The sequence below is a fragment of the Candidatus Thiothrix sulfatifontis genome, assembly GCA_022828425.1.
GTDB classification, from domain to species: domain Bacteria; phylum Pseudomonadota; class Gammaproteobacteria; order Thiotrichales; family Thiotrichaceae; genus Thiothrix; species Thiothrix sulfatifontis.
Window position 1 is genome coordinate 2,404,637 of the sequence record CP094685.1, and the last position, 22,941, is coordinate 2,427,577.

Annotated in this window: 18 protein-coding genes; 13 read left to right on the forward strand and 5 right to left on the reverse strand. The window is 52.1% G+C overall.

The annotated features are described in order from the left end of the window. Window positions 1-70: 70 nt before the first annotated feature. Complete coding sequence (gene icd, locus L3K52_12060; GenBank protein ID UOG90930.1) at window positions 71-1,324, reverse strand: NADP-dependent isocitrate dehydrogenase; 1,254 nt, start codon at window positions 1,322-1,324, stop codon at window positions 71-73. A 101-nt stretch (window positions 1,325-1,425) separates the two neighbouring features. Between icd and L3K52_12065 the strand changes: the two genes are divergently transcribed. The 9 genes from L3K52_12065 (at window position 1,426) to metH (ending at window position 14,811) form a co-directional block, all read left to right on the forward strand. Further along, complete coding sequence (locus tag L3K52_12065) at window positions 1,426-3,228, forward strand: endonuclease (protein UOG90931.1); 1,803 nt, start codon at window positions 1,426-1,428, stop codon at window positions 3,226-3,228. A gap of 62 nt (window positions 3,229-3,290) precedes the next feature. Next, complete coding sequence (locus L3K52_12070) at window positions 3,291-4,478, forward strand: efflux RND transporter periplasmic adaptor subunit (protein UOG90932.1); 1,188 nt, start codon at window positions 3,291-3,293, stop codon at window positions 4,476-4,478. Window positions 4,479-4,543: 65 nt separating this feature from the next. After that, window positions 4,544-5,230: an RDD family protein gene (locus L3K52_12075; protein ID UOG90933.1), complete on the forward strand. Its 687-nt coding sequence runs from the start codon at window positions 4,544-4,546 to the stop codon at window positions 5,228-5,230. Beyond that, window positions 5,227-6,225, forward strand: a complete 999-nt coding sequence (locus L3K52_12080; GenBank protein UOG90934.1) for a stage II sporulation protein M — start codon at window positions 5,227-5,229, stop codon at window positions 6,223-6,225. The genes L3K52_12075 and L3K52_12080 overlap by 4 nt, the downstream gene beginning before the upstream one ends. Further along, window positions 6,215-7,738 carry a hypothetical protein gene (locus L3K52_12085; GenBank protein UOG90935.1) on the forward strand — a complete coding sequence of 508 codons (1,524 nt, stop codon included), beginning with the start codon at window positions 6,215-6,217 and terminating at the stop codon, window positions 7,736-7,738. The genes L3K52_12080 and L3K52_12085 overlap by 11 nt, the downstream gene beginning before the upstream one ends. Continuing rightward, entirely contained in the window at window positions 7,735-8,760 is a 1,026-nt protein-coding gene (locus L3K52_12090) for a DUF4350 domain-containing protein (protein ID UOG90936.1), read from the forward strand. Before L3K52_12085 ends, L3K52_12090 begins: the two co-directional genes overlap by 4 nt. Continuing rightward, on the forward strand, window positions 8,735-9,709 hold the full coding sequence (locus tag L3K52_12095) for a MoxR family ATPase (protein UOG90937.1): 975 nt from the start codon (window positions 8,735-8,737) through the stop codon (window positions 9,707-9,709). The genes L3K52_12090 and L3K52_12095 overlap by 26 nt, the downstream gene beginning before the upstream one ends. Further along, complete coding sequence (locus tag L3K52_12100; protein ID UOG90938.1) at window positions 9,706-11,013, forward strand: DUF58 domain-containing protein; 1,308 nt, start codon at window positions 9,706-9,708, stop codon at window positions 11,011-11,013. Before L3K52_12095 ends, L3K52_12100 begins: the two co-directional genes overlap by 4 nt. Window positions 11,014-11,085: 72 nt before the next feature. Further along, the gene (gene metH, locus L3K52_12105) at window positions 11,086-14,811 is read left to right on the forward strand and encodes a methionine synthase (GenBank protein UOG90939.1); all 3,726 of its coding nucleotides are present in this window, start codon (window positions 11,086-11,088) and stop codon (window positions 14,809-14,811) included. Between the two features lie 299 nt (window positions 14,812-15,110). Here the strand turns inward: metH and L3K52_12110 are convergent, their stop codons facing one another. After that, window positions 15,111-15,992 carry an SH3 domain-containing protein gene (locus L3K52_12110; GenBank protein UOG90940.1) on the reverse strand — a complete coding sequence of 294 codons (882 nt, stop codon included), beginning with the start codon at window positions 15,990-15,992 and terminating at the stop codon, window positions 15,111-15,113. Window positions 15,993-16,021: 29 nt separating this feature from the next. Further along, on the reverse strand, window positions 16,022-16,993 hold the full coding sequence (locus tag L3K52_12115; protein UOG90941.1) for a LysR family transcriptional regulator: 972 nt from the start codon (window positions 16,991-16,993) through the stop codon (window positions 16,022-16,024). A 120-nt stretch (window positions 16,994-17,113) separates the two neighbouring features. Here L3K52_12115 and L3K52_12120 point away from each other — a divergent pair, with 120 nt between their 5' ends. The 3 genes from L3K52_12120 (at window position 17,114) to L3K52_12130 (ending at window position 21,626) form a co-directional block, all read left to right on the forward strand. After that, the gene (locus L3K52_12120) at window positions 17,114-18,493 is read left to right on the forward strand and encodes a ribulose-bisphosphate carboxylase (protein UOG90942.1); all 1,380 of its coding nucleotides are present in this window, start codon (window positions 17,114-17,116) and stop codon (window positions 18,491-18,493) included. A gap of 80 nt (window positions 18,494-18,573) precedes the next feature. After that, window positions 18,574-19,377 carry a CbbQ/NirQ/NorQ/GpvN family protein gene (locus L3K52_12125; protein ID UOG90943.1) on the forward strand — a complete coding sequence of 268 codons (804 nt, stop codon included), beginning with the start codon at window positions 18,574-18,576 and terminating at the stop codon, window positions 19,375-19,377. A gap of 5 nt (window positions 19,378-19,382) precedes the next feature. Beyond that, window positions 19,383-21,626, forward strand: a complete 2,244-nt coding sequence (locus tag L3K52_12130) for a VWA domain-containing protein (protein UOG90944.1) — start codon at window positions 19,383-19,385, stop codon at window positions 21,624-21,626. 14 nt (window positions 21,627-21,640) lie between these two features. On the opposite strand, the gene L3K52_12135 is transcribed toward L3K52_12130, so the two are convergent. Next, a complete protein-coding gene (locus tag L3K52_12135; protein UOG90945.1) occupies window positions 21,641-21,979 on the reverse strand; it encodes a helix-turn-helix domain-containing protein in 339 nt (112 codons plus the stop codon). Between the two features lie 158 nt (window positions 21,980-22,137). Between L3K52_12135 and L3K52_12140 the strand changes: the two genes are divergently transcribed. After that, entirely contained in the window at window positions 22,138-22,392 is a 255-nt protein-coding gene (locus L3K52_12140) for a hypothetical protein (GenBank protein UOG90946.1), read from the forward strand. 195 nt (window positions 22,393-22,587) lie between these two features. Here the strand turns inward: L3K52_12140 and L3K52_12145 are convergent, their stop codons facing one another. Beyond that, complete coding sequence (locus L3K52_12145) at window positions 22,588-22,809, reverse strand: DUF2281 domain-containing protein (protein ID UOG90947.1); 222 nt, start codon at window positions 22,807-22,809, stop codon at window positions 22,588-22,590. Window positions 22,810-22,941 lie beyond the last annotated feature (132 nt).

Genomic DNA, 22,941 nt, shown 5'->3' on the forward strand with positions numbered 1-22,941 from the left:
ATACAAGTACCTCAATAAAAAAACAGGCGACACTCAGGTCGCCTGTTGCCACACAATCGCGTACCGAGCGTTACATGTGAGCGATCACATTATCACCGAATTCTGAACAGGCAATTTCTTCTGCCCCGTCAATCATGCGGGCAAAGTCAAAGGTCACACGCTTAGAGGAAATCGCCCCCGCCGTGCCTTTGTTAATCAAATCAGCCGCTTCTAACCAACCCATGTGACGCAGCATCATTTCGGCTGACAATACGATCGAGCTAGGGTTGACTTGATCCAAACCTGCAAACTTTGGTGCCGTACCGTGAGTCGCTTCAAACATCGCGATGGTATCAGACAAGTTAGCACCGGGAGCAATGCCAATCCCGCCCACTTGCGCGGCGAGCGCATCCGATACGAAATCGCCATTCAAGTTAAGGGTTGCTACCACTGAATAATCTTCTGGGCGCAGCAAAATTTGTTGCAGGAAGTTATCCGCGATGACGTCTTTAACAATAATGTCTTTGCCGTTCAACGGATTTTTCATGGAACACCAAGGGCCGCCATCAATTTCCACTGCGCCAAACTCTTCTTTCGCCAACTCGTAGCCCCAGTTTTTAAAGGCACCTTCGGTAAATTTCATAATATTACCTTTGTGCACCAGCGTTACGGAGTCATGGTCATTATCAATCGCGTACTGGAATGCTTTGCGAACCAGACGTTTCGTACCGTCACGCGACACGGGCTTGATGCCGATGCCAGACGTTTCGGGGAAACGAATTTTAGTGACGCCCATTTCATTCATCAAAAAATCGATGAGTTTCTTGGCTTCGGGGGATTCTGCTGCCCATTCAATCCCCGCGTAAATGTCTTCAGAGTTTTCGCGGAAAATCACCATGCTGGTCTTCTCCGGGTGCTTGACTGGGCTGGGCACGCCGTCGTAATAGCGAATCGGGCGCAAACACAAGTATAAATCCAAATCTTGGCGCAACTTAACGTTCAACGAACGAATTCCGCCACCGACCGGCGTGGTCAATGGGCCTTTGATCGACACCACGAATTCTTTGACGGCATCGACTGTTTCGTCCGGCAACCACACGTCTTCGCCGTAAATTTGTGTCGCTTTTTCACCAGCGTACACTTCCATCCACGCAATTTTGCGCTCACCACCGTAAGCTTTCTGCACAGCCGCATCGACAACTTTCATCATCACTGGGCTAATATCAACCCCAATGCCATCGCCTTCGATGTATGGAATAATCGGATTGTTCGGCACATTCAGGGAATAATCGGCGTTGGTCGTAATCTTCTCGCCTTGTGCGGGGACTTTGATATGTTGGTACATCGGTACTCTCTCCAATTTTTGGTGGTTGTCTCTCAGCGCGTGGGGGACATTATAAACGAAACGTGCGAGGATGACGATTGCAAGAAGGAGGCCAAAACAAGATGAAACTTGCCACATTTAACCTTTATCAGTTCGCTGCACACGGGTATTACTGGCATGAGCATACCGAATACAACACCTTTAGTGCTGCTGAGTGGGAACAAAAACAACACTGGATTCGCACACGCTTGCACCAAATGGATGCAGACATCGTGGGTTTTCAAGAAGTATTCAGTATTCCCGAACTTCAGCAATTGTGCTTGGCAGCGGGGTATCCGTACTTTATCCAAGTTGACACCTCAGGTGTGCGTGACGACGATCCGTTGGTCTATCACAAGTCGGTGGTGGCCTTAGCCTCGCGCTTTCCGGTGGTGGCAGTTCATCCGGTAGACATTATTGACGCAGTGCGCGATGAATTGCCGATTCCTGAAAGTTTTCGCTTTAGCCGCGCACCTATTTGTGCTGATGTGCAAGTACCTGGGTTCGGTCTGTTGACTGTTTACGTGCTACACCTTAAATCCAAACGCCCCGCCACTTTGGATTTGCGCTACGCCGACAGTTTGGAATGGCAACAGCGTGTTGCAGACACCTTGCAACGCTTATCACGCGGCACGATTGCCTCCTTGCTGCAACGCGGCTTGGAGGCTACCCTGCTCTATCACCACATTGTGCGCCGCCTAGAACAGGATGCCACCCACCCCATCGTGGTATTGGGTGACATGAACGATAGCGAAAACTCCATTCCACTGGCGGCGCTAACCATGCAGGAGCGCGTTTACGCAATTGGCGGCTTAGAAGCAGAACAATGGCCAGAAGGCATTACACCTTGGTTATACGCTTATCGTTTGGCTGATACCTTCCGGCTTGCGCCGAATATGCGCCAGCGGGTACGCCCGTTTACTAAAATTCATCGCGGCACGGGTGGTGTTCTCGATTACATTCTTGTCTCCAATGCGCTTAACCCCAAAAATACCGACGCCAAAGCCGAAGTTGCACACTATGAAGTCTGGAATCAGCATTTGGAAACCGATGGAATGGATGAACGCCTGCAATCGGATCATGGGCAAGTCTGCGTGGAACTGCTTCCCTGCGATGCGCCCCCTGACTACGCCGATAGTATTCACCAACGCCCTGCCCATAATATTAAGCACGTCGCTGATATTCTCACGCGGCAGGACTTTGTGGCATATGCTGGTGGTGTATTCCAAGCACGCGAGCACTTCAAACAATGGGACGGTACCGCCAAATGGAATAATTTCTGGTCATTCTTTTTTGACAATGAATACGGCTGGGTCACGTCCATTTACGGCACCGCTCCGGTCAATGAGCTGTATCAAAAACAACATCACAGCATTGAACACCTGATTCCACGGGATTTCTTAGACCGTTACCTTGCGTACAAAAACGTGCCGCGTCATGTGCGTAACGGCGCCAGCACCAATCCGCTCAATTTCGCGCCGTCAGAGCGCGGTTTAAATGCCAAGCGTTCTAACTTCAATTTTGATCTGGACGATGACAAGATTGTGCGGCCTTACAACCTAATCTTACACGCGGACAGTTTCAGTGAGGCCACGGGTTTTGATGCCGATCATGAATGGGTCATTCCTTCCCGCAATCGGGGAGACATCGCGCGGGCGCTGCTGTACATGCTGCTGGTATACGAAATCGACGAACTTTATAATCGTCACATTGCGACACTGGTGCATTGGGCGAAGGTAGACAGCCCCAGTGCTTGGGAGTTGGCTTACAATAACTGGGTATATTCGCGCTTAGGTATCCGAAATCCGTTTATTGATACACCCGAAAATGCATTACAATTACTGAATAATCGCGATTTGCTGGCCTCGATTGAATACCGGCAATAACGCAAGATCATGCTAATATGCCATAATTTGTTGAATTGCCCGCTCTGAGGATAAAAGATCACATGACTACACGCAAAACAGCGTCGGTATTGTTAATGGCTGGTTTACTTGCCAGCACACTCGCCGCACAAGCCGCCGAAATCATTCAAGTTGAAACCGCTGGCGCACGCTCGCAATCGGTACTGGGCAGCACCGTTATTCCGTACAAAGAAGTCACCTTGAGTGCCCAAATTCCCGGTGTTGTCAAATACGTAGCAGGCGCAGTAGGCACCAACCTGACCGAAGGCGCGGCTGTTTTTAAGATTGATGAAGCCCAACTTGTGGCAAAACGCGATGCCGTGCTTGCCCAAATTTCAATTGCACAAGCGGGCGTCCAAAATGCGCAAGCTCAATATTACCGTGAAATGACCTCCCCGCGTAGCAAAGACATCGGCGCCATGCCCGGCTTCGGCTTGCCGTCGATGTTTGATCGGTTTGCGGTACGCCCTTTTGCGGAATCCTTTATCGGTGGTTATGACGCTGACACCATCCGGCAGAGTGATTTGACCAACGCAATGTCGGTCGTTTCACAAGCGCAAGGCCAACTTCAACAAGCCATGTCGCAGTTGCAAGAAATTGATTCGGCGTTGCGCGATGCCAGCGCCCTTGCGCCATTTGAAGGCATTATCCTCGAAAAAATGGTCGAAGTTGGCGACACCGTGCAACCGGGTCAACCGCTGGTCAAATTCGGTTACGTCAAATACAAACGTTTACAAGCGGATGTGCCCTCCGGTTTGGTCGGAAATTTGAGCAAAGACATGTTGTTACCGGCGAAGATTGATGGCAGTACCGACACTTCGGTGCGGGTTTCTGAAATTTACCCGATTGCTGACCCTAACCGTCATACCGTTACGGTGAAGTTTGATATTCCGATGGAAATCACTACCGCACCGGGTATGTATGCAGAAATCTATGTGCCTGAAAACAAAAAAGGCGGCAGCCAAGTGACCGTAATTCCGCGCTCTGCCTTGATGAAGGGCAGCAGCTTACCGGGTGTTTTGGTGGTTAAAGATAACAATACTTCGGAATTGCGCATGGTGCGCTTGGGCGCAGAACAGAATGGCGGTAGCAAAGTAGCCATTATTTCGGGCTTGAATCCGGGTGAGAAAATCATTAATAACCCGCCCGCAGGCGTTACGTCCGGTTGGATGCCAACGACGGTTAATCCAACACCGGCACCGGCTTTGCCTCCTACCCCTGCTGCAAAATAATTATAAAAGAAACACCTCCCAACCTCCCCTCATCAAGGGAGGTATGGGCTAAACGGTGAGGTTGCATGAAATTAGACACCACCTACACGGTCAACACGCCGGAAGGCATTGCACTACAACTATCACCCGCAGGCCCAGCCCCACGATTGTTGGCATGGTTGGTGGATTTATTGCTACGCGGTTTAGTTAGCGCATTGTTATTTATCGGACTCGCGCTACTCGGCGAAATGGGCATCGGCATTGCGCTAATCCTCACCTTTTTGTTGGAATGGTTTTACCCCGTCTATTTTGAATTGCGTCATCAAGGGCAAACACCCGGCAAAAAAATGCTGGACATTTATGTTGCGCACGCCGATGCCAGCCCGATTACCTTTTCAGCCTCGTTAGTCCGTAACTTATTACGCGTTGTGGATTTTTTGCCGCTTCTCTACGGGTTTGGACTTGCCAGCATGTTGTTAAATCAACGCTTTCAGCGCCTTGGGGATTTGGCTGCAAATACAGTGGTGCTCCATAAAATCCGGGCTGATACGCCCAATCCAATGTCAGCGGTAGAGGCAATCCGCCCCGAAGTCACATTAACCCTGCCCGAACAACAAGCGATTATGTTGTTTGCCCAACGTAGCCACACCCTCGCCCCCGCCCGCTTGGATGAACTGGCGCAGATGACTGGCGTTCTCGTCGCGCCGCAATCCAAGCCTACAGCGTATGTGCAAGGCATTGCCCGTTGGTTAACCGGCGGAGGCAGAACATGAAGCAAGAACAATTCATCAGCCAATACCAACCGCAGTGGGAACACATGCGTGCTTGGCTGGATTACCAGCAAATGCCCCCAAAACAGCGCAAACGTGACGCACTCAGTGAGCCAATGTTGGATTTCCCTGCTGCCTACCGTCAACTGTGTCACCAGTTAGCGCTGGCACAATCGCGCATGTATAGCCCCTTGCTGCTTGCGCAACTCAACGAGTTGGTAACACGCGGGCATCACTGTTTGTACACCTCACGGCTGCATTTCGCGCATCGCTTTATTCAGTTTTATTTGCAAGATTTACCGCAATTGGTGCGGCGCGAATGGCAAGCGCTGTTGCTGGCGGGAATGCTGTTTTTCGGCAGTTTATTGGCGATGCTGATTGCCATTCAAATCCAACCGGATTTGGTGTATTCGGTGCTGGATGGCGCAAGCGTGGCCAATATGGAAGACATGTATGACCCGCAACGCGCTTCTCGCTTTGGGCGCGAACGCGAAGCCGATAGTGATGTGTACATGTTCGGGTTTTACATTAAAAACAATACCGGGATTGGCTTTCAAGTGTTTGCAGGCGGCTTGTTATACGGCTTGGGCAGCGTGTTCTTTTTGTTGTTCAATGGCTTATACATTGGCGCGGCGGCGGGGCATTTGACTCAAATCGGTTATATCGAAACCTTTTGGGGGTTTGTAGCCGGGCATAGCGCCTTCGAGTTGACCGCGATTGTGTTATCGGGTGCGGCAGGGTTTAAATTGGCAGCCGCCTTGATTATGCCGGGGCGTAAAGCGCGATCACTGGCATTACGCGACAATGCGCAAGAGGCGATTCTAATCGTTTACGGCGCGGCAACACTGTTCATTATGGCGGCGTTTGTGGAAGCGTTTTGGTCGTCGCAAACTTGGATTCCGGTGTTGGTCAAATACGCTGTGGGTATTGCCTTGTGGTTGCTGGTCATCGGGTATTTTGTATTCTTAGGGCGGGAGGCGGCAGCGGATGAAACTTGACGAGCTGAGCGCCAATATCCGTCTGCGCTCCCCGTGGGAAGCGGTTGATCTGGGCTTTGCCTTGGTGCAACACCATGCGCGGTGGATTTTTCCGGCTTGGGCATTGTTGCTGGGAAGTTTCGCACTGATTTTGTGGGTGCTAACGCCAGATGCTTACAAAGCCTATATTCCTATCGTGTTGTGGTGGTTCAAGCCGCTGTATGATCGGGTGTTACTGCATATCCTCAGCCACCAGATGTTTAATCAGCGCTTATCCACGGCGGAAATCATCAGTGCTTTACCAACGCTGATTTGGCAGACGGGATTATTGGGCGCATTGACCTGGCGGCGTTTGTCGTCGTCACGCGGTTTTAATTTACCCATCTGGCAATTGGAACAATTACGCGGCAAACCACGGGCAGAGCGCCAAGCGTTGTTGCACTTGCAAGCGCATTCGCACGCTGTCGGTTTAACGATTGCTTGTGTGCATTTGGAATACGTGGTGCTGGCCAGCTTGTATGTGCTGATTCTGCTGCTCGACCCAACAGACAGCGCGTGGTATTACATGACAGGTGCTTTTACCGAAATATTTGATGCTGATACACAATATTGGGGCAACTTATTGTATTTACTGTTGTATAGCCTGACAGTGTTAGCCATTGAGCCTTTTTATGTCGCAGCGAGTTTCAGCTTATACCTCAACCGCCGCACCCAACTGGAAGCGTGGGATATTGAACTTGCTTTCCGCAACTTGGGAACACGCTTAAACCAACTGGCACGTACACCGCTAAGCCTGTTGTTAGCAGGAGCATTGCTGGTAGGTTTACCCGCAATTACACCGCAACCAACGTGGGCAGCAGTGATTGGCGCGAATGAATACCTCGCACCGGAACGCTTACCGCCGGAAGCCGCCGCCGCCCAAATCAGTGAAGTAATGCAACGCGAGGAACTCGCCGGAATGCGCACGCAATACCAATGGGTATTACGCAATCCAAAGGAAGACACAGCGGAAGACCCCATCGAAATCGCCAAATCCCTGCAAGTGCTGTTTGCTAACATCGCCAAACTCGCCTTGTGGATCGCCGTCATTGGCTTGCTGATCATGGCATTGGTGTACCGTAAGCAAATTTTGGCTCTGCTAAAACGCACGCGCCGCAAAACGCCCGCAGTCACGCCGCCGGATGTATTGTTCGGCATGGATATTCGCCCCGAATCCTTACCCGATGACATTGCGACTGCCAGCCAACGCTTATGGGAATCCGGTCAACAGCGCGAAGCACTCAGCCTGTTGTATCGCGGCGCATTAATGCGTTTAACCCGCCATGATCATCTCAATGTGCAAGCCAGCCACACCGAGGGCGACATCCTGCATTTGGCACAGCCGCACCTGAATACCGAACGGCTGGCATGGTTGCAAGCGACCACGCAGGCTTGGCAAGCCATTGCTTACGCGCACCGCTCGCCCGATACGCACACCCTCATTCCCCTTTGGCAAGGCTGGCACACCTTCAGCGCAATGCAGGAGCGCGTATGAGGCTCCAATCCATTCTGATCGGTTTGTTTGTCGCCTTAGTCACCACCGCTGGCGTATTTTGGTTTTTGGATGCTTACGAATACAAAGAAGTGGATGAATACACCGGCTTTCAAGGCGAAGCGCGTGAAAATCCCCTGTTTGCTGCCCGCTTATTTCTAAAGCGCATGGGGATTCCCAGCGAACGCCACACCAGCCTGCAAACCCTGCCTGATACGGATACCGTGTTGGTGATTGATACCGACCGTTACACGCTGTCACGCCAAAAAAGTGAGGCACTATTGGCGTGGGTAGCCAATGGCGGACACGTAATTACCCGTACCCGTTACCTCGCCAGTGATCCAGATGCTGAAAATACCGAAGAAACCAACGCAAGCGATCATGACCCGCTGCAACTCGCGTTAGGCATCACCAGAGGCGAACACATTATTCCCGAAGATGATGATTTACCGCTGGACGCCGAACTGTCCAATATGAGCAGCCCACTGCACGTTGATCCCGAGTTTTTCTACGCATTGAACACCGCCGCCACGCCAGCTTACCCACAGAAATACAACGACGCGGCTTGGTTGCTGGAAATAGAACACGGCAATGGCTTAATCACTTGGGCTGCCAATCTTGATTTCATCGAAAATTCAGCCCTTGATGATCACGACCATGCCGAATTTTTCTGGCACATGCTGCACGGCTTGCACGACACACCACAATCGGTCTGGCTGATACACAGCGACGATATGCCCGCCTTATCGACCTTATTGTGGGAACATGCTTGGGCATTGGTGCTGACCTTGGCGGTATTTATTCCGCTGACCATTCTCGCGCTCAGCCCGCGCTTTGGCCCACTGATTCCCAAACCTGCCCCCGAACGCCGCCGCATTCTGGAACACATCCACGCCAGCGGCTTGTTTATGTGGCAACGTCACCGCAAACACGCTGATACCCAATACGCCGGGTTCGCCGCCCGCGTTACCCAACTTCTGCCGAGCACAAGGAAACAACATGACAACAGCAACCCTGACGCTTGAACAAGCCAGCCATTTAGCCGACGCCATCCGCCACGAAATCAGCAAAGCTGTGATTGGGCAAAAGCAAGTCGTGCGCGAAACCCTCATCGCCCTACTCGCAGGCGGACACGTTTTGATCGAAGGTGTTCCCGGCTTGGGTAAAACCTTGCTGGTTCGCGCCCTCGCCCGCACCATCTCTGGGCAATTTGCCCGCATTCAATTCACCCCCGACTTGATGCCCGCCGACATCAGCGGGCATGTGCTATTTGACATGCAAAATCAAAGCTTCAATGTGCGCAAAGGCCCGGTGTTCACCAACCTGTTGCTGGCAGACGAAATTAACCGCGCTCCCGCCAAAACCCAATCAGCGTTACTGGAAGTCATGCAGGAACAGCAAGTGACCATCGAAGGCAAAGCCTTACCCGTGCCACTGCCGTTCATGACACTCGCCACCCAAAATCCACTGGAACAAGAAGGCACGTACCCGCTACCCGAAGCGCAACTGGATCGTTTCCTGCTGAAAGTGTTCATCGACTACCCAGAATTAGAAGAAGAATCCGAAATGGTCATGATCGTCACCGACAAACAAATCGGCGACCGCTTCAACCTCAATAATTTGCAAGCGATTGCGACGCCCGCACAGGTCATGGCGATGCAAACCGTCACGGCTGAGATTGCAGTGGATGTGGCGGTATTGGATTACGCTGTGCGCATTACCCGCGCTACTCGTCACTGGCAAGGTTTGCGCTTTGGCGCAGGACCGCGCGGGAGCATTGCGCTGATTCGAGCAGCACGGGCGAATGCGTTGCTGGCGGGGCGCGACTTTGTACACCCTGATGACATTAAGCAGGTTTGCCTGCCGGTGTTACGCCATCGGGTTTCCTTGTCGCCGGAAATGGAGCTGGAAGGCTATCATGCCGACCATTTGCTACGCGCTATTCTCGACAAGACCGAAGCGCCGCGCTCATGATTTTACCCGCTCGCCGCAGTTTCTATGCCGTTGGTGCAAATGCTGTCGTTGCTTTAGTTGCCAGCGTGTTGCCCGACTTTATCGGCTTCTGGTATGTCACAGTTGGAATCAGCCTGTTGGTGGCGTTTGCCGATTTATTGCTGGTGGTGACAGAACCTGCGCCGCGCGGTGAACGTTTCGTGCCACATTCTTTGCCATTAGGGGTGAAACGCACGGTGCGGCTGCGTCTGCATAACACGGGTAAGCGTCCGCTTACGGTGGAAATATTCGATCATTTTCCGCTACAAGTGCAAGCCACCGGCTTTCCGCTGCGTTTGGGGCTGGCTATTGGCACATTTGCCGAGCCACTGTATGAAGTGACGGCGATTGAACGCGGCAAGCTGAATTTCCCCTGTTTGCAGGTACGCATTCTGTCGCCGCTGCAATTATGGTGGCATGACTTGAAACTGCCGGTAGTTTCTGAAACCAAGGTTTACCCCAATTTTGCCGCTGTCGCGCAATACGCACTGATGGCGACGGATCACCACCTCAGCCACATGGGAATTATGAAAAAACGCCGTCGCGGTGAAGGTCAGGATTTCCACCAATTACGCGAATACCGCGCCGGGGATAGTTTGCGCCAAATCGACTGGAAAGCGAGTTCACGGATGCGCAAGCCCATTTCCCGCGAATACCAAGACGAACGCGATCAAGAAATCATTTTTATGTTGGATTGCGGGCATCGGATGCTGGCGCAAGACGACGCGCTGTCGCACTTTGATCACACCTTGAATGCCATTTTGTTACTGACTTATGTGGCGCTACGCCAAGGGGATTCGGTGGGCTTGGGCAGTTTCGCGGGGCAAAACCGCTGGTTGCCTGCGCACAAGGGGCAACACCAAGTGCAACAGATGTTGAATGCCTTGTACGATTTGCAGCCGACCACGCACGCACCGGATTATGTGCAAGCTGCTACCGAATTGCTGGTGCGTCAGAAAAAACGGGCACTGATTGTGTTGCTCACCAATTTGCGCGATGAGGATTTGGATGATTTATTGCCAGCGCTGCACATTCTGCGCAAACGGCATGTCGTGCTACTCGCAAGTATGCGGGAACAGGCGCTTGATCAAGCGTTAGCTGCGCCAGTGGATAATCAAGAAGATGCTTTGCATACCGCCGCCGTGCAACATTATCTGGCAAGCCGCGAAGCGACCTTGGATCGGGTACGGGCGGCGGGTATTCGTTGTATGGATGTGCCGCCCCCGGAATTATCGGTGAATCTGATTAATCATTACCTCGATATTAAGCGCAGCGGCCTGCTGTAATAAGACGGTTTATGTTCTGAACGCTAGATTCTGGTACGATACGCAACTTCCTGAACTGCCGATGACTTAACCATGAACCGTACCAACCAATTGCACGCCGCGCTTGCCGACCGCATCCTGATTCTTGACGGGGCGATGGGCACCATGATCCAACGTTACAAGCTGGAAGAAGCCGATTATCGCGGCACCCGCTTTGCCGATTGGCACAAAGACATCAAGGGTAATAACGACCTGTTGGTGCTGACCAAACCAGAAGTCATCCGCACGATTCACGGGGAATACCTCGCCGCTGGTGCGGACATTCTCGAAACCAATACCTTCAACGCCACCACCATTTCGATGCACGACTACGACATGCAAGAATTGTCGTATGAAATCAACGTGGCAGCGGCAAAACTGGCGCGTTCTGTTGCCGACGAATACAGCACACCCGACAAACCACGCTTCGTTGCAGGCGTGTTGGGGCCGACTAGCCGCACTTGCAGCATTTCCCCCGATGTCAACGACCCCGGTTTCCGCAATGTCACCTTCGATGCGCTGGTCACAGCTTACATGGAATCCACCCGTGGTCTAATCGAAGGCGGTGCGGACATTATCCTGATCGAAACCATTTTCGACACGCTCAATGCCAAAGCGGCCGTGTTCGCGGTCAAGCAAGTGTTCGACGAAGACGGTATCGAACTGCCGATCATGATTTCCGGCACGATTACCGATGCATCTGGGCGTACACTTTCTGGGCAAACCACCGAAGCGTTCTACAACGCGCTGGCACACGCGGAGGCGATTTCTTTCGGGCTAAATTGCGCTCTCGGCCCTGACCTGCTGCGTCAATATGTCGAAGAAATGTCACGCATCTGCGCCAGCCACGTCTCCGCGCACCCTAATGCGGGATTGCCGAATGAAATGGGCGAATACGACATGGATGGCGCGGAAATGGCGGTTCACATCCGCGAATGGGCGCAAAGCGGCTTTTTGAATATCGTTGGCGGCTGTTGCGGCACCTCGCCTGCGCACATCAAATCCATTGCCGATGCCGTCGCGGGTATTTCACCGCGTGCACTGCCTGATTTACCGCCAACAATGCGTTTATCTGGCTTAGAGCCATTTAATATCGGCGCAAATAGCCTGTTTGTGAACGTGGGCGAACGCACCAATGTGACGGGTTCAATCAAATTCAAGCGCTTGATCAAAGAAGGCAATTACACCGAAGCCCTCGAAGTCGCGTTAGAACAAGTCGAAAGTGGCGCACAAATCATCGACGTGAACATGGACGAAGGTTTGTTGGATGCCGAAAAGGAAATGACGCGCTTCCTCAATCTGATCGCATCTGAGCCAGACATTGCCCGCGTGCCGGTGATGGTTGACTCGTCTAAGTGGGAAGTTATCGAAGCCGGTCTGAAATGCATCCAAGGCAAAGGCATTGTTAATTCGATTTCGATGAAAGAAGGTGAAGCAAAATTCATCGCGCAAGCCAAGCTGGTACGCCGCTACGGGGCAGCAGTGATCGTGATGGCATTTGATGAACAGGGGCAAGCGGATACACAAGCACGAAAAATTCAAATTTGCACTCGCGCTTACAAGATTCTCACCGAACAAGTCGGTTTTCCACCGGAAGACATTATTTTTGACCCGAACGTATTTGCGGTCGCCACAGGCATCGACGAACACAATAATTACGCGGTGGACTTTATCGAAGCCACGCGCTGGATTCGACAGAACCTGCCGCACGCGCACATTTCCGGCGGAGTTTCCAACGTCTCGTTCTCGTTCCGAGGCAATAATCCGGTGCGCGAAGCCATCCACAGCGTGTTCCTCTACCATGCAATCAAAGCGGGCATGGACATGGGGATTGTGAACGCGGGGCAAATGGCGATTTACGACGATATTCCGGCGGAATTGCGTGATGCGGTCGAAGACGTGATTCAAAACAAGGACGCGGGTGCGACCGAACGCTTGCTCGACATTGCTGCAAAATACAAAGGCGATGGTTCGGCAGAAGTGAAGAAAGAAGACCTCGAATGGCGTTCATGGCCGGTTGAGAAACGCCTCGAACACGCGCTGGTAAAAGGCATTGATGCCTTCGTCAACGAAGACACCGAAGAGGCACGGGTGAAACTGGGGCGTCCGCTGCTGGTCATCGAAGGCCCATTGATGGACGGCATGAACGTGGTCGGCGACTTGTTTGGTGCAGGCAAAATGTTCCTCCCGCAAGTGGTCAAATCCGCTCGCGTGATGAAAAAATCGGTGGCCTACCTCGACCCGTTCATGGAACTGGAAAAAGCCGGTTGCGAGGTGCAAGCCAACGGCAAAATCCTGATGGCGACCGTGAAAGGCGACGTGCATGACATCGGCAAGAACATCGTCGGCGTGGTGTTGCAGTGCAATAGCTACGAAGTCATCGACATTGGCGTAATGGTCTCTGCCGAGAGAATCCTGCAAGTGGCACGGGATGAAAAGGTCGACATTATCGGCTTGTCCGGTTTGATTACGCCGTCGCTGGATGAAATGGTGCATGTGGCGAAAGAAATGCAACGGCAGAATTTCCATGTGCCGTTGCTGATTGGCGGGGCTACTACGTCCAAAATTCATACGGCGGTGAAGATTGAGCCGCAGTATAAAAATGACATCGTGGTGTACGTGCAAGACGCGTCGCGGGCAGTGGGCGTCGCGAGTGCGCTGCTGTCCAAGGAGCAGAAGCCTAATTACGTTGCCAATATTCGAGCCGAATACGAGCAAGTGCGCGTAAAACGGGCGGCAAATCAAACCGAGCGCAAGTTGATAAGCATTGCTGCGGCAAGGGCGAATAAGTTTCAGGTGGATTGGGCGAATTACACGCCGCCTAAACCGAACACTCTCACCCCGCTGGTCTTCAATGATTATCCGTTGGATGAACTGGTGGAGCGCATTGACTGGACGCCGTTTTTCCGCAGTTGGGAATTGGCGGGTAAGTTCCCTGCCATTCTGACAGATGAGGTGGTGGGTGAGGAATGCACCAAGTTGTATGCGGATGCGCTGGCGATGTTGCAGCAGATGGTGGCGGAAAAGTGGGTGCAGGCTAAAGCGGTGGTTGGGTTCTTCCCGGCGAATGCGCAAGGCGATGACGTGGTGCTGTATACCGATGAGAGCCGCACGCAAACTTTGAGCGTGTTGCATAATTTGCGGATGCAGATGGAGCGGAATGGGCAGCAGCCGAATTTCTGTTTAGCAGACTTCATTGCACCTGCTGTTCCCTTCGACTTCGCTCAGGGAACGGATGCCACGGTCGTTGAGCGTAGTCGAAACGACTGGATCGGGGCATTTGCGGTGAGTACCGGGTTTGGGATTGAGCCGCATTTGAAAGCCTTCCGCGAAAAGCACGACGATTACAGCGCGATCATGCTGGAAGCCTTGTGTGACCGTCTGGCGGAAGCCTTAGCAGAGCGGATGCACGAGCGCGTGCGCAAGGAGTTCTGGGGTTATGCGGCGGATGAAACGCTGGATAATAACGCGATGATTGCCGAGAAATATCAGGGGATTCGCCCTGCCCCCGGTTATCCGGCTTGCCCTGACCATACCGAAAAAGGCACGTTGTGGACGTTGCTGGATGTTGGGGCGAATACCGGGATGATCATTACCGAATCGTTTGCGATGTATCCGGCGGCTTCGGTGTCGGGCTGGTATTTCAGCCACCCGGATTCGCGGTATTTCGGCATTGGGCGGATTGCGCGGGATCAGGTCGAGGATTATGCCAAGCGTAAGGGAATGACGTTGGCGGAAGCGGAGCGGTGGTTGGCTCCGGTGTTGGGGTATGAGGCGTAAATCAGCCCATCAGCAAGTAGCCGGGATTCCATAAATCTCGGCATTGCTGAATATTCTCCTGCTCTAGCCAGAAACTAATTATGTATTACTACGTAAATAAAAACTCATAGAAAAACACATTAACCATTTGAAAAATAAAATATTAATAATTAATACGTAACTATGTTTTTAATTTATGTCAAGTTGTTATGTGCAACATTTGAAATAATCATTAATCCCGTTAACTGCCTAATCCATGCTGGATCAGGCAGTTAACGGTTTCAGAATCTCCGATAAACTCTATCGACAAGTCTCCACCGCTATTTCAGCAGCGTAAGCGTTTCAAACGCATCCATCTCACCCATCACATTGCCGCTACCGTCATACTGTGTTCCAGTACCCACCGTCGCTTTCACCTTTTTGTTTTTAAACTTGGCGGGCATTTCCGCCACCTCATTCCAAGCATCACACAATGGTGCCGAACACAAACCCGAATGCGGCACGCCTTGCTTGTCGGTAATGGTCAAGTAGCAGTTATCACCACACTCATACGACGCAATCACGCCTACCAAGGTTTTACCTGTGGTGTCAGTTTCAGGTTCGTCAGGCTGCTTGTTATCAACCGCCAGCTTTTCCAGAAAAGCGTCGAAGGTATAAGCGGTTTTGCCTTGCCATTCGATTTTGACCCAAGTGCCATCGCGCCCGCCAATCGAATCGGTTTTATCGGTCAGCGCCAACACCTTAACTTTGCCATCATAGGGAACATTGCCCAACTTTTTGCCGGTCACAGCGGCACTGTCGCGCACCGTCAGGTTAGGTTTCGCAGTGGCTTTATACCAGCTACCCGCCTCTTCACTATCCAGCTCGGTGGGTTCCTCCGCGATGGCGATCATCTCATTCAATGCCGCCAATCGGGATGTGTAAGCCGCTTTCAAGCAAGCAACATCGGTACAAACATCACGTTCGGCAGTCAGCCACGCCACTTGCTCGGTTTTCAGCGCAGCCTTGTCATCCGTACTGGCAAGCGCTTTTTGGAAAGAAGCGGCCAACAACTCATCCAAACTGGATAATTGCTTGGTGCTACAAACGGTTTTCTCTGCCCAGGTTTTGGCTTTAGTACAGTCAAAACTAGCCGCGTAGCCATGCAGTGGTAGTAATAACGCCACCACGACCAATAAACCTTGTGTCATTTTCATCATCATTATATGCCCTCGATCATCCGCCAAATGTTTCACGTTAATACCGACAAAAGCTGTTGATAATCTTGCGAATAGCTTGATGCTTCCGCAATCACATACGCCTGAAACGCCTGTGCCGCTGGGGAAAGCCACTTCCCCTCCCGCGTCACGATATGCCAATAGCGTTGGATCGGGAAATTCTGCACATCCAAAATCACCAACGAATGCGTTTCCAACTCCAGTCGAATACTGTGTAACGATACAATCCCCAAGCCCAATCCCGCAATCACTGAATACTTGATCGACTCATTGCTACCCATTTCCAGCGTACTGGTGAAGGTATGCCCGTGCTCCGCAAAAAACCGCTCAATCGCTGCGCGTGTCCCTGACCCCGGTTCGCGCACCACAAACTTTTCGCCAATAATCGCCGACACCGGAATATCTTTCTGCCCTGCCAACGGATGATTCGCAGGCGCAATCAACACCAGCGGATTGCACATCAGGCGTTGCGAGTGCAAATCCAGATTTGACGGCGGCTCGCCCATCACCACCAAATCCGCCTCATAATTCTGCAACTGTTCTACCAGCGTCTTGCGGTTGGTGATATTAAGGGAAACTGTAATCCCCTCATTCTGCTGCGAAAATCCCGCCAACATCCGCGTAATGAAGTAAATCGAGGTATTCGCCGCCGACACATTGATAACGCCCTGATGCACATCCTTTAACTCTTCCAGCGTTTCCACCATGCCCTGATATTTAGCGGAAATCTCGCAGGTATAGATGTGCATTGCCCGCCCCGCCGCCGTCAGCACAATGCGCTTGCCTTGGCGTTCAAATAACGACAAACCCACGTTTTCTTCCAATTGTTTGACCTGCATGGATATTGCAGGTTGCGTCATGTGCAACAATTCAGCGGCGCGAGTAAAATTTTCCGTTTGAGCAACGGTCTGGAAGATCTGGATCTGGCGAAACGAAATGTGCATGTTGACGGATTCACTCGGAAATTCAGGGTTTCTTGCTAACATCTTAACATAATCAAGTCTGATGTTTAAGTAAGAATAAATGACTTTCCCTTATCTTAAGCATTGCTTATACTTGCGCCCATCAAAAGTTATTGCACCCTTTTTATTCACGAGGAGAGAGTCATGGACCAATCTGGACGTTACGCGGATCTTAGCCTGAAAGAAGAAGACCTGATCGCAGGTGGCAAGCACATTCTGGTTGCTTACAAAATGATGCCACAGCCGGGTCACGGCTATTTGGAAGCGGCTGCTCACTTTGCAGCAGAATCTTCTACGGGTACTAACGTTGAAGTGTCTACCACCGATGATTTCACCAAAGGCGTTGACGCGCTGGTGTACTACATCGACGAAGCCACTGAAGACATGCGTATCGCGTATCCATTGGACTTGTTTGACCGCAACATCACCGATGGTCGTATGATGGTCGTGTCTATGTTGACGCTGATTATCGGCAACAACCAAGGCATGGGCGACATCAAACACGCCAAAATCCATGACTTCTACGTGCCTGAGCGTGCTATCCAATTGTTCGATGGTCCATCCAAAGACATCTCTGACATGTGGCGTATTCTGGGTCGTCCAGTGGTCAACGGTGGTTACATCGCGGGTACAATCATCAAGCCTAAACTGGGTCTGCGCCCTGAGCCATTCGCGGCGGCTGCATACCAGTTCTGGCTTGGCGGCGACTTCATCAAGAACGATGAACCGCAAGGCAACCAAGTTTTCTGCCCAGCGAAAAAAGTTTACCCACTCGTATACGACGCAATGAAGCGTGCGCAAGACGAAACCGGTCAAGCGAAACTGTTCTCTGCGAACATCACCGCTGACGACCATTACGAAATGTGCGCTCGTGCTGACTTCATCCTCGAAGCGTTTGGCCCGGATGCGGACAAAGTTGCGTTCTTGGTTGACGGTTTCGTCGGCGGCCCTGGCATGATCACTACCGCGCGTCGCCAGTACCCTAACCAGTACCTGCATTATCACCGCGCAGGTCACGGCATGATCACTTCCCCGTCTGCACTGCGTGGTTACACCGCGTTTGTATTGGCGAAACTGTCACGTCTGCAAGGTGCTTCCGGTATCCACGTCGGCACAATGGGCTACGGCAAAATGGAAGGCGAAAACAGCGACAAGCTGATCGCGTACATGATCGAGCGTGACGAGTGCCAAGGCCCAGTCTACAACCAGAAGTGGTACGGCATGAAGCCAACCACGCCAATCATCTCTGGCGGTATGAACGCGCTGCGTCTGCCGGGCTTCTTCGAGAACTTGGGTCACGGTAACGTTATCAACACCTCCGGTGGTGGTTCTTACGGTCACATTGACAGCCCAGCGGCTGGCGCAATCTCCCTGCGTCAATCGTATGAGTGCTGGAAAGCGGGTGCTGACCCCATCGAATTTGCGAAAGAGCACAAAGAATTTGCTCGCGCATTCGAGTCATTCCCTGGCGATGCTGACAAGATCTACCCAGGCTGGCGCGAAAAGCTGGGCGTACACAAGTAAGCCGCAAGCGACCACAGTAAAGGTGGGTGGTGCATTCGCACTGCCCACTTCTCCCCATTTCTCTGTCAGGAATCCCACCCATGACCGACGCTTCCCAATACACCATCCAACACGAACCCTTCTACCAAGCCACCGGACGCGAAGTCGAACTGTACCAAGCTGCGTACCGTTCCCGCTTGCCGGTGATGGTGAAAGGCCCGACGGGTTGCGGTAAATCGCGTTTCGTCGAACACATGGCATGGAAACTCGGCAAGCCACTGATCACAGTCGCTTGTAACGAAGACATGACCGCCTCCGATCTGGTCGGACGCTATTTACTCGAAGCCAATGGCACACGCTGGTTGGATGGCCCATTGACCACCGCCGCCCGCATTGGCGCGATTTGCTACCTCGACGAAATCGTTGAGGCACGCCAAGATACTACCGTAGTCATTCACCCGCTGACGGATCACCGCCGCACTTTGCCGCTGGATAAAAAAGGCGAGTTGGTGAACGCACATCCCGATTTTCAGTTGGTGATTTCCTACAATCCGGGCTATCAAAGCCTGATGAAAGATTTGAAACAATCCACCAAGCAACGCTTTGTGGCATTTGATTTTGACTACCCTGCCGCTGATGTGGAATCCACCATTTTGCAGCAAGAAGCCAACGTGGACGCGGCAATGGCAGATAAGTTGGTGAAGATTGCCCACACTGCACGTAACCTGAAAGGGCATGGGCTGGATGAAGGCATTTCTACCCGTTTGCTGGTGTACGCTGCCAACCTGATGCGCGACGGCATTGCAGCGGGTGACGCTTGCCGCATGGCACTGGTCAGCCCGATTACCGATGATGCGGATATTCGCAGCACGCTGAACCACGCGATTGACGCGATCTTCGGATAAATAGCATGGAAGACACCATCGCCCGTTACCGCGCCCAACTAAGCTGCAATTTCAAGCAGCTTGATGAAGCCTTCGCCGCCTGTATGCAGGACGCGCTCGCGCTATTGAGCGAGGAAGGCATCAAGGATTACCTCGACGGTGCGTCGTTGGTGTGCAAAATCGGGCGCGGTTTCGACCCCGTGCTGACCTATCTGGAAGAAATGCCGGTTATCGCGTACAAGCTCGGCGAAGGTATGTTGACCCGCGTTAGCGCAGCGGTTTGGAAAATCAGCCGCACCCCCAACGGGCGCATTATTCCTGCATTTTTACAGACCTTGCCCGACGTATGCCGCCGCCTCGACAGTGAGGAACTGGTTGGGCATTACATCACCCTGTTGTTCGAGATGATGGAGCGTACCACGGGATCGATCCACGGTTTCCACACCACCATTCCTAGCCCCGGCCTGCCCAAATTGCTGGCGCAAATGCCTTATTTAATGAGCCAGTTGGCATTGGGAGGCTTGAAGAACTGGATCGAATACGGCATCCGCAACTACGGCAAGCATCCGCACCGGCAAGAGGAATATTTCAACCTCGAATCCGCTGATGCTAAAGCGATGTTGCAGCACGAACGCCACGGCACGCTGTTTACGCACCACGAGCGCAAGCTGAATTTGTATTTGCAAGCCTGCTGGGAAAGTCATGAATACCTCGTGCCGTATTCGGTGGATTTCCGCGATATGCGTGAGCAGCAGCCGTATTTTGACGAATACGGGATGCGTATTCCTGACGTATTTGATGATGCGCATGGGGTAACGGGGATTGATCGTTACCGTGCGGTATTGGCGCACATGGCGGCGCATCAACGCTGGACGCGCAAAGTGGTAGCGGATAATTTCAGCCCACAACAGCGCATTGCCATTGAACGGCTGGAAGACAGTCGGGTGGAATATCTGGCGATGCAGGAATACCCCGGTTTGCGGCGGATTTTCACGGCATTACACCCAGTACCGCTGGAAAACGAGTGCGATTCCAAGACGGAATCGTGTTTCCGGCATCGGTTGGCGATGTTGTCTTGGGCGATTCTGAATCCGGCGCATGGCTATCAGAACGCGAAGATCAATGAGTTTGCGGGCAAGTTCCACGCAAAAATGCTGCAAGGCAACGCGACCACGGCGGATATGGTGCAACTGGCGATTTCGTTTGTGGCGCAAACGCGCTTGCAAACTGACCAGTTGCCGAGCGTGTATTTCAACAATACCGCCATTCCTTACCGCGATGATAACCGCCATTTGTGGCAGTACATCGAGGAAAGCGACGACGAAGAATTCTTCGACGAACACAAACAAACCGCGCAACAGAATGAGCAATCGGGCTTGCCGCCGCGCCATTACCCTGAGTGGGATTACAGCACGCAGACGTATCGACCGGATTGGACGAGCGTGTATGAAAGTTTGCATCCGGCAGGTAATCCGGCGGTGATTGATGCGCTGTTGCAGAAACACGCGGCGTTGGCGAAGCGGTTGAAGCAGATTGTGGACTTGTTGAAGCCGCAAAATTATACGCGAGTACGCTATCAGGAAGAAGGCAGCGAGCTGGATTTGGATGTAGCGATCCGTTCGTTGATTGATTTCAAGGGCGGGGCGAACCCTGATCCGCGCATCAATATGAGCCACAAGCACGACGGGCGTAATATCGCGGTGATGCTGTTGCTGGATTTGTCGGCTTCGATCAGCGAAGTGCCGGAAGGCGCGACCCAAAGCATTCTGGAACTGAGTCAGGAGGCGGTGTCGTTGCTGGCGTATGCGATTGAGGCGTTGGGCGATCCGTTTGCGATTGCGGGGTTTGCGTCCAATACGCGGCACGAGGTGCGTTACCAGCACATCAAGGGTTTCAAGGAACATTGGAACGATGAGGTGAAGGGGCGGCTGGCGGCAATGCAGGCGGGGTATTCGACGCGGATGGGCGCGGCGGTGCGTCATGCGGCGCATTATCTGGAGCATCAACCGGCGGATAAAAAACTGCTGCTGATTTTAACCGATGGCGAACCGTCGGATATTGACGTGGATGACCCGCAATTATTGACGCAAGATACGCGGCAAGCGGTGAAAGAATTGGATCAGAAAGGCATTTACAGCTATTGCATTAGCCTTGATCCGCGAGCGGATGAGTATGTGCGGGATATTTTCGGCAAGCGCGTTACCGTGGTGGATAATGTGCAGCGGTTGCCGGAAAGGATGACGCAGGTGTTCGTTACGTTGACGGGGTGAGCGTCACGCGCATCCTACGCCCGCCCATCAACTTTTTCACGCAAAATCACCCGTAATTCTTCAAGCACCAACTGTAATTCGGCTTCAGCCAATCCATACAGTTCAACCAGCACTTCTGCCAACGTTTCTTGTGGGCAGTAAAAATAAGCAACCGGAACATTCAGCACTGCCGCGAGACTTTGGGCAATCTCGAAAGGCGGCGCATGTGTGCCTGTTTCGTAGCGGCTAATCCGCGCACTACTACAACCCTCATCTAATCCAATCAACACGCCTAGCCGATCTTGTGGCAAACCCGCACGGACGCGAGCAGCACGCAAACGAGAACCGAACAGTGATTGAGGATGTTTAATCATCCTACGATATTCGTAAATTAGAGCTTGCGCCGTCTCTACGAAATTCGTAGAATTAATTGACAGAGTTGATTAATTTATCACTTACGCAACATCAACTCCGTTATATATCGGAAACCTGTCTCGCAGGTTTCCAATCAAGGGCATTAAGGAGAAATACAATGAGCAAATGTGACAACGATCATTCAGGAAAAGTAGCGGCTGGCGGTGCAGTGGCTGGTGCAGCGGGTAGCGTAGGCACAGTTGCAGCAGCAGGCACGGTTGCAGGCTTAGGTGCGACAGGAATTACTTCTGGATTAGCTGCTATTGGCGCTGTTGCAGGCGGCGGCATGGCTACAGGTTTAGCCATTACTTGTGCTGCACCGATAGCTGTTGGAGCAGCAGCTTACGGAATCTACAAATGGTTTAAAGATTAAATTCTTAGCTTCATCAAACGATAACCGGAGACCTTTCATGAAAACTTTACACGCTGGATTCCCTGGGCAATTACCACCGACAGTACCAACACCTCCTTGGAAAAAGTAGCCCCTATAAAAAGCTTAGAAATCAATGGGGATACCCTACATTGATTTTTGTCAGAATCCGAACCAGTATGTTGGTATCGACCGCAATCAAAGTATTGCCCCATGTTGACGGATAGCTTCATCCATTTGTTCCAAGGTCACTTTTTTCTTCACATTGATGCTGCCGAAAGAGCTTTCCAGCGTACGCTGGGGTTGTTTTGTTGCCCTTGCTTGGTAACGCTCCTTGATAAAATCAATGAAATCAATAACCTGCTGTTGCGCATCTGAGGGTAGTGTTTCAAAATCCTGTAGTACGGCGTTAGGGATCATGGTGTTTCACCTGTGTACAAGAAAATAAGATGTGGCGAATTCGTATCATAAGTGCATAACCCGTTAATCGAGACGGGGTGCGGCTTTCCTCATAAGGTCAGAGGCAAGATGTGGTAAAAAGCATCCCGAAAA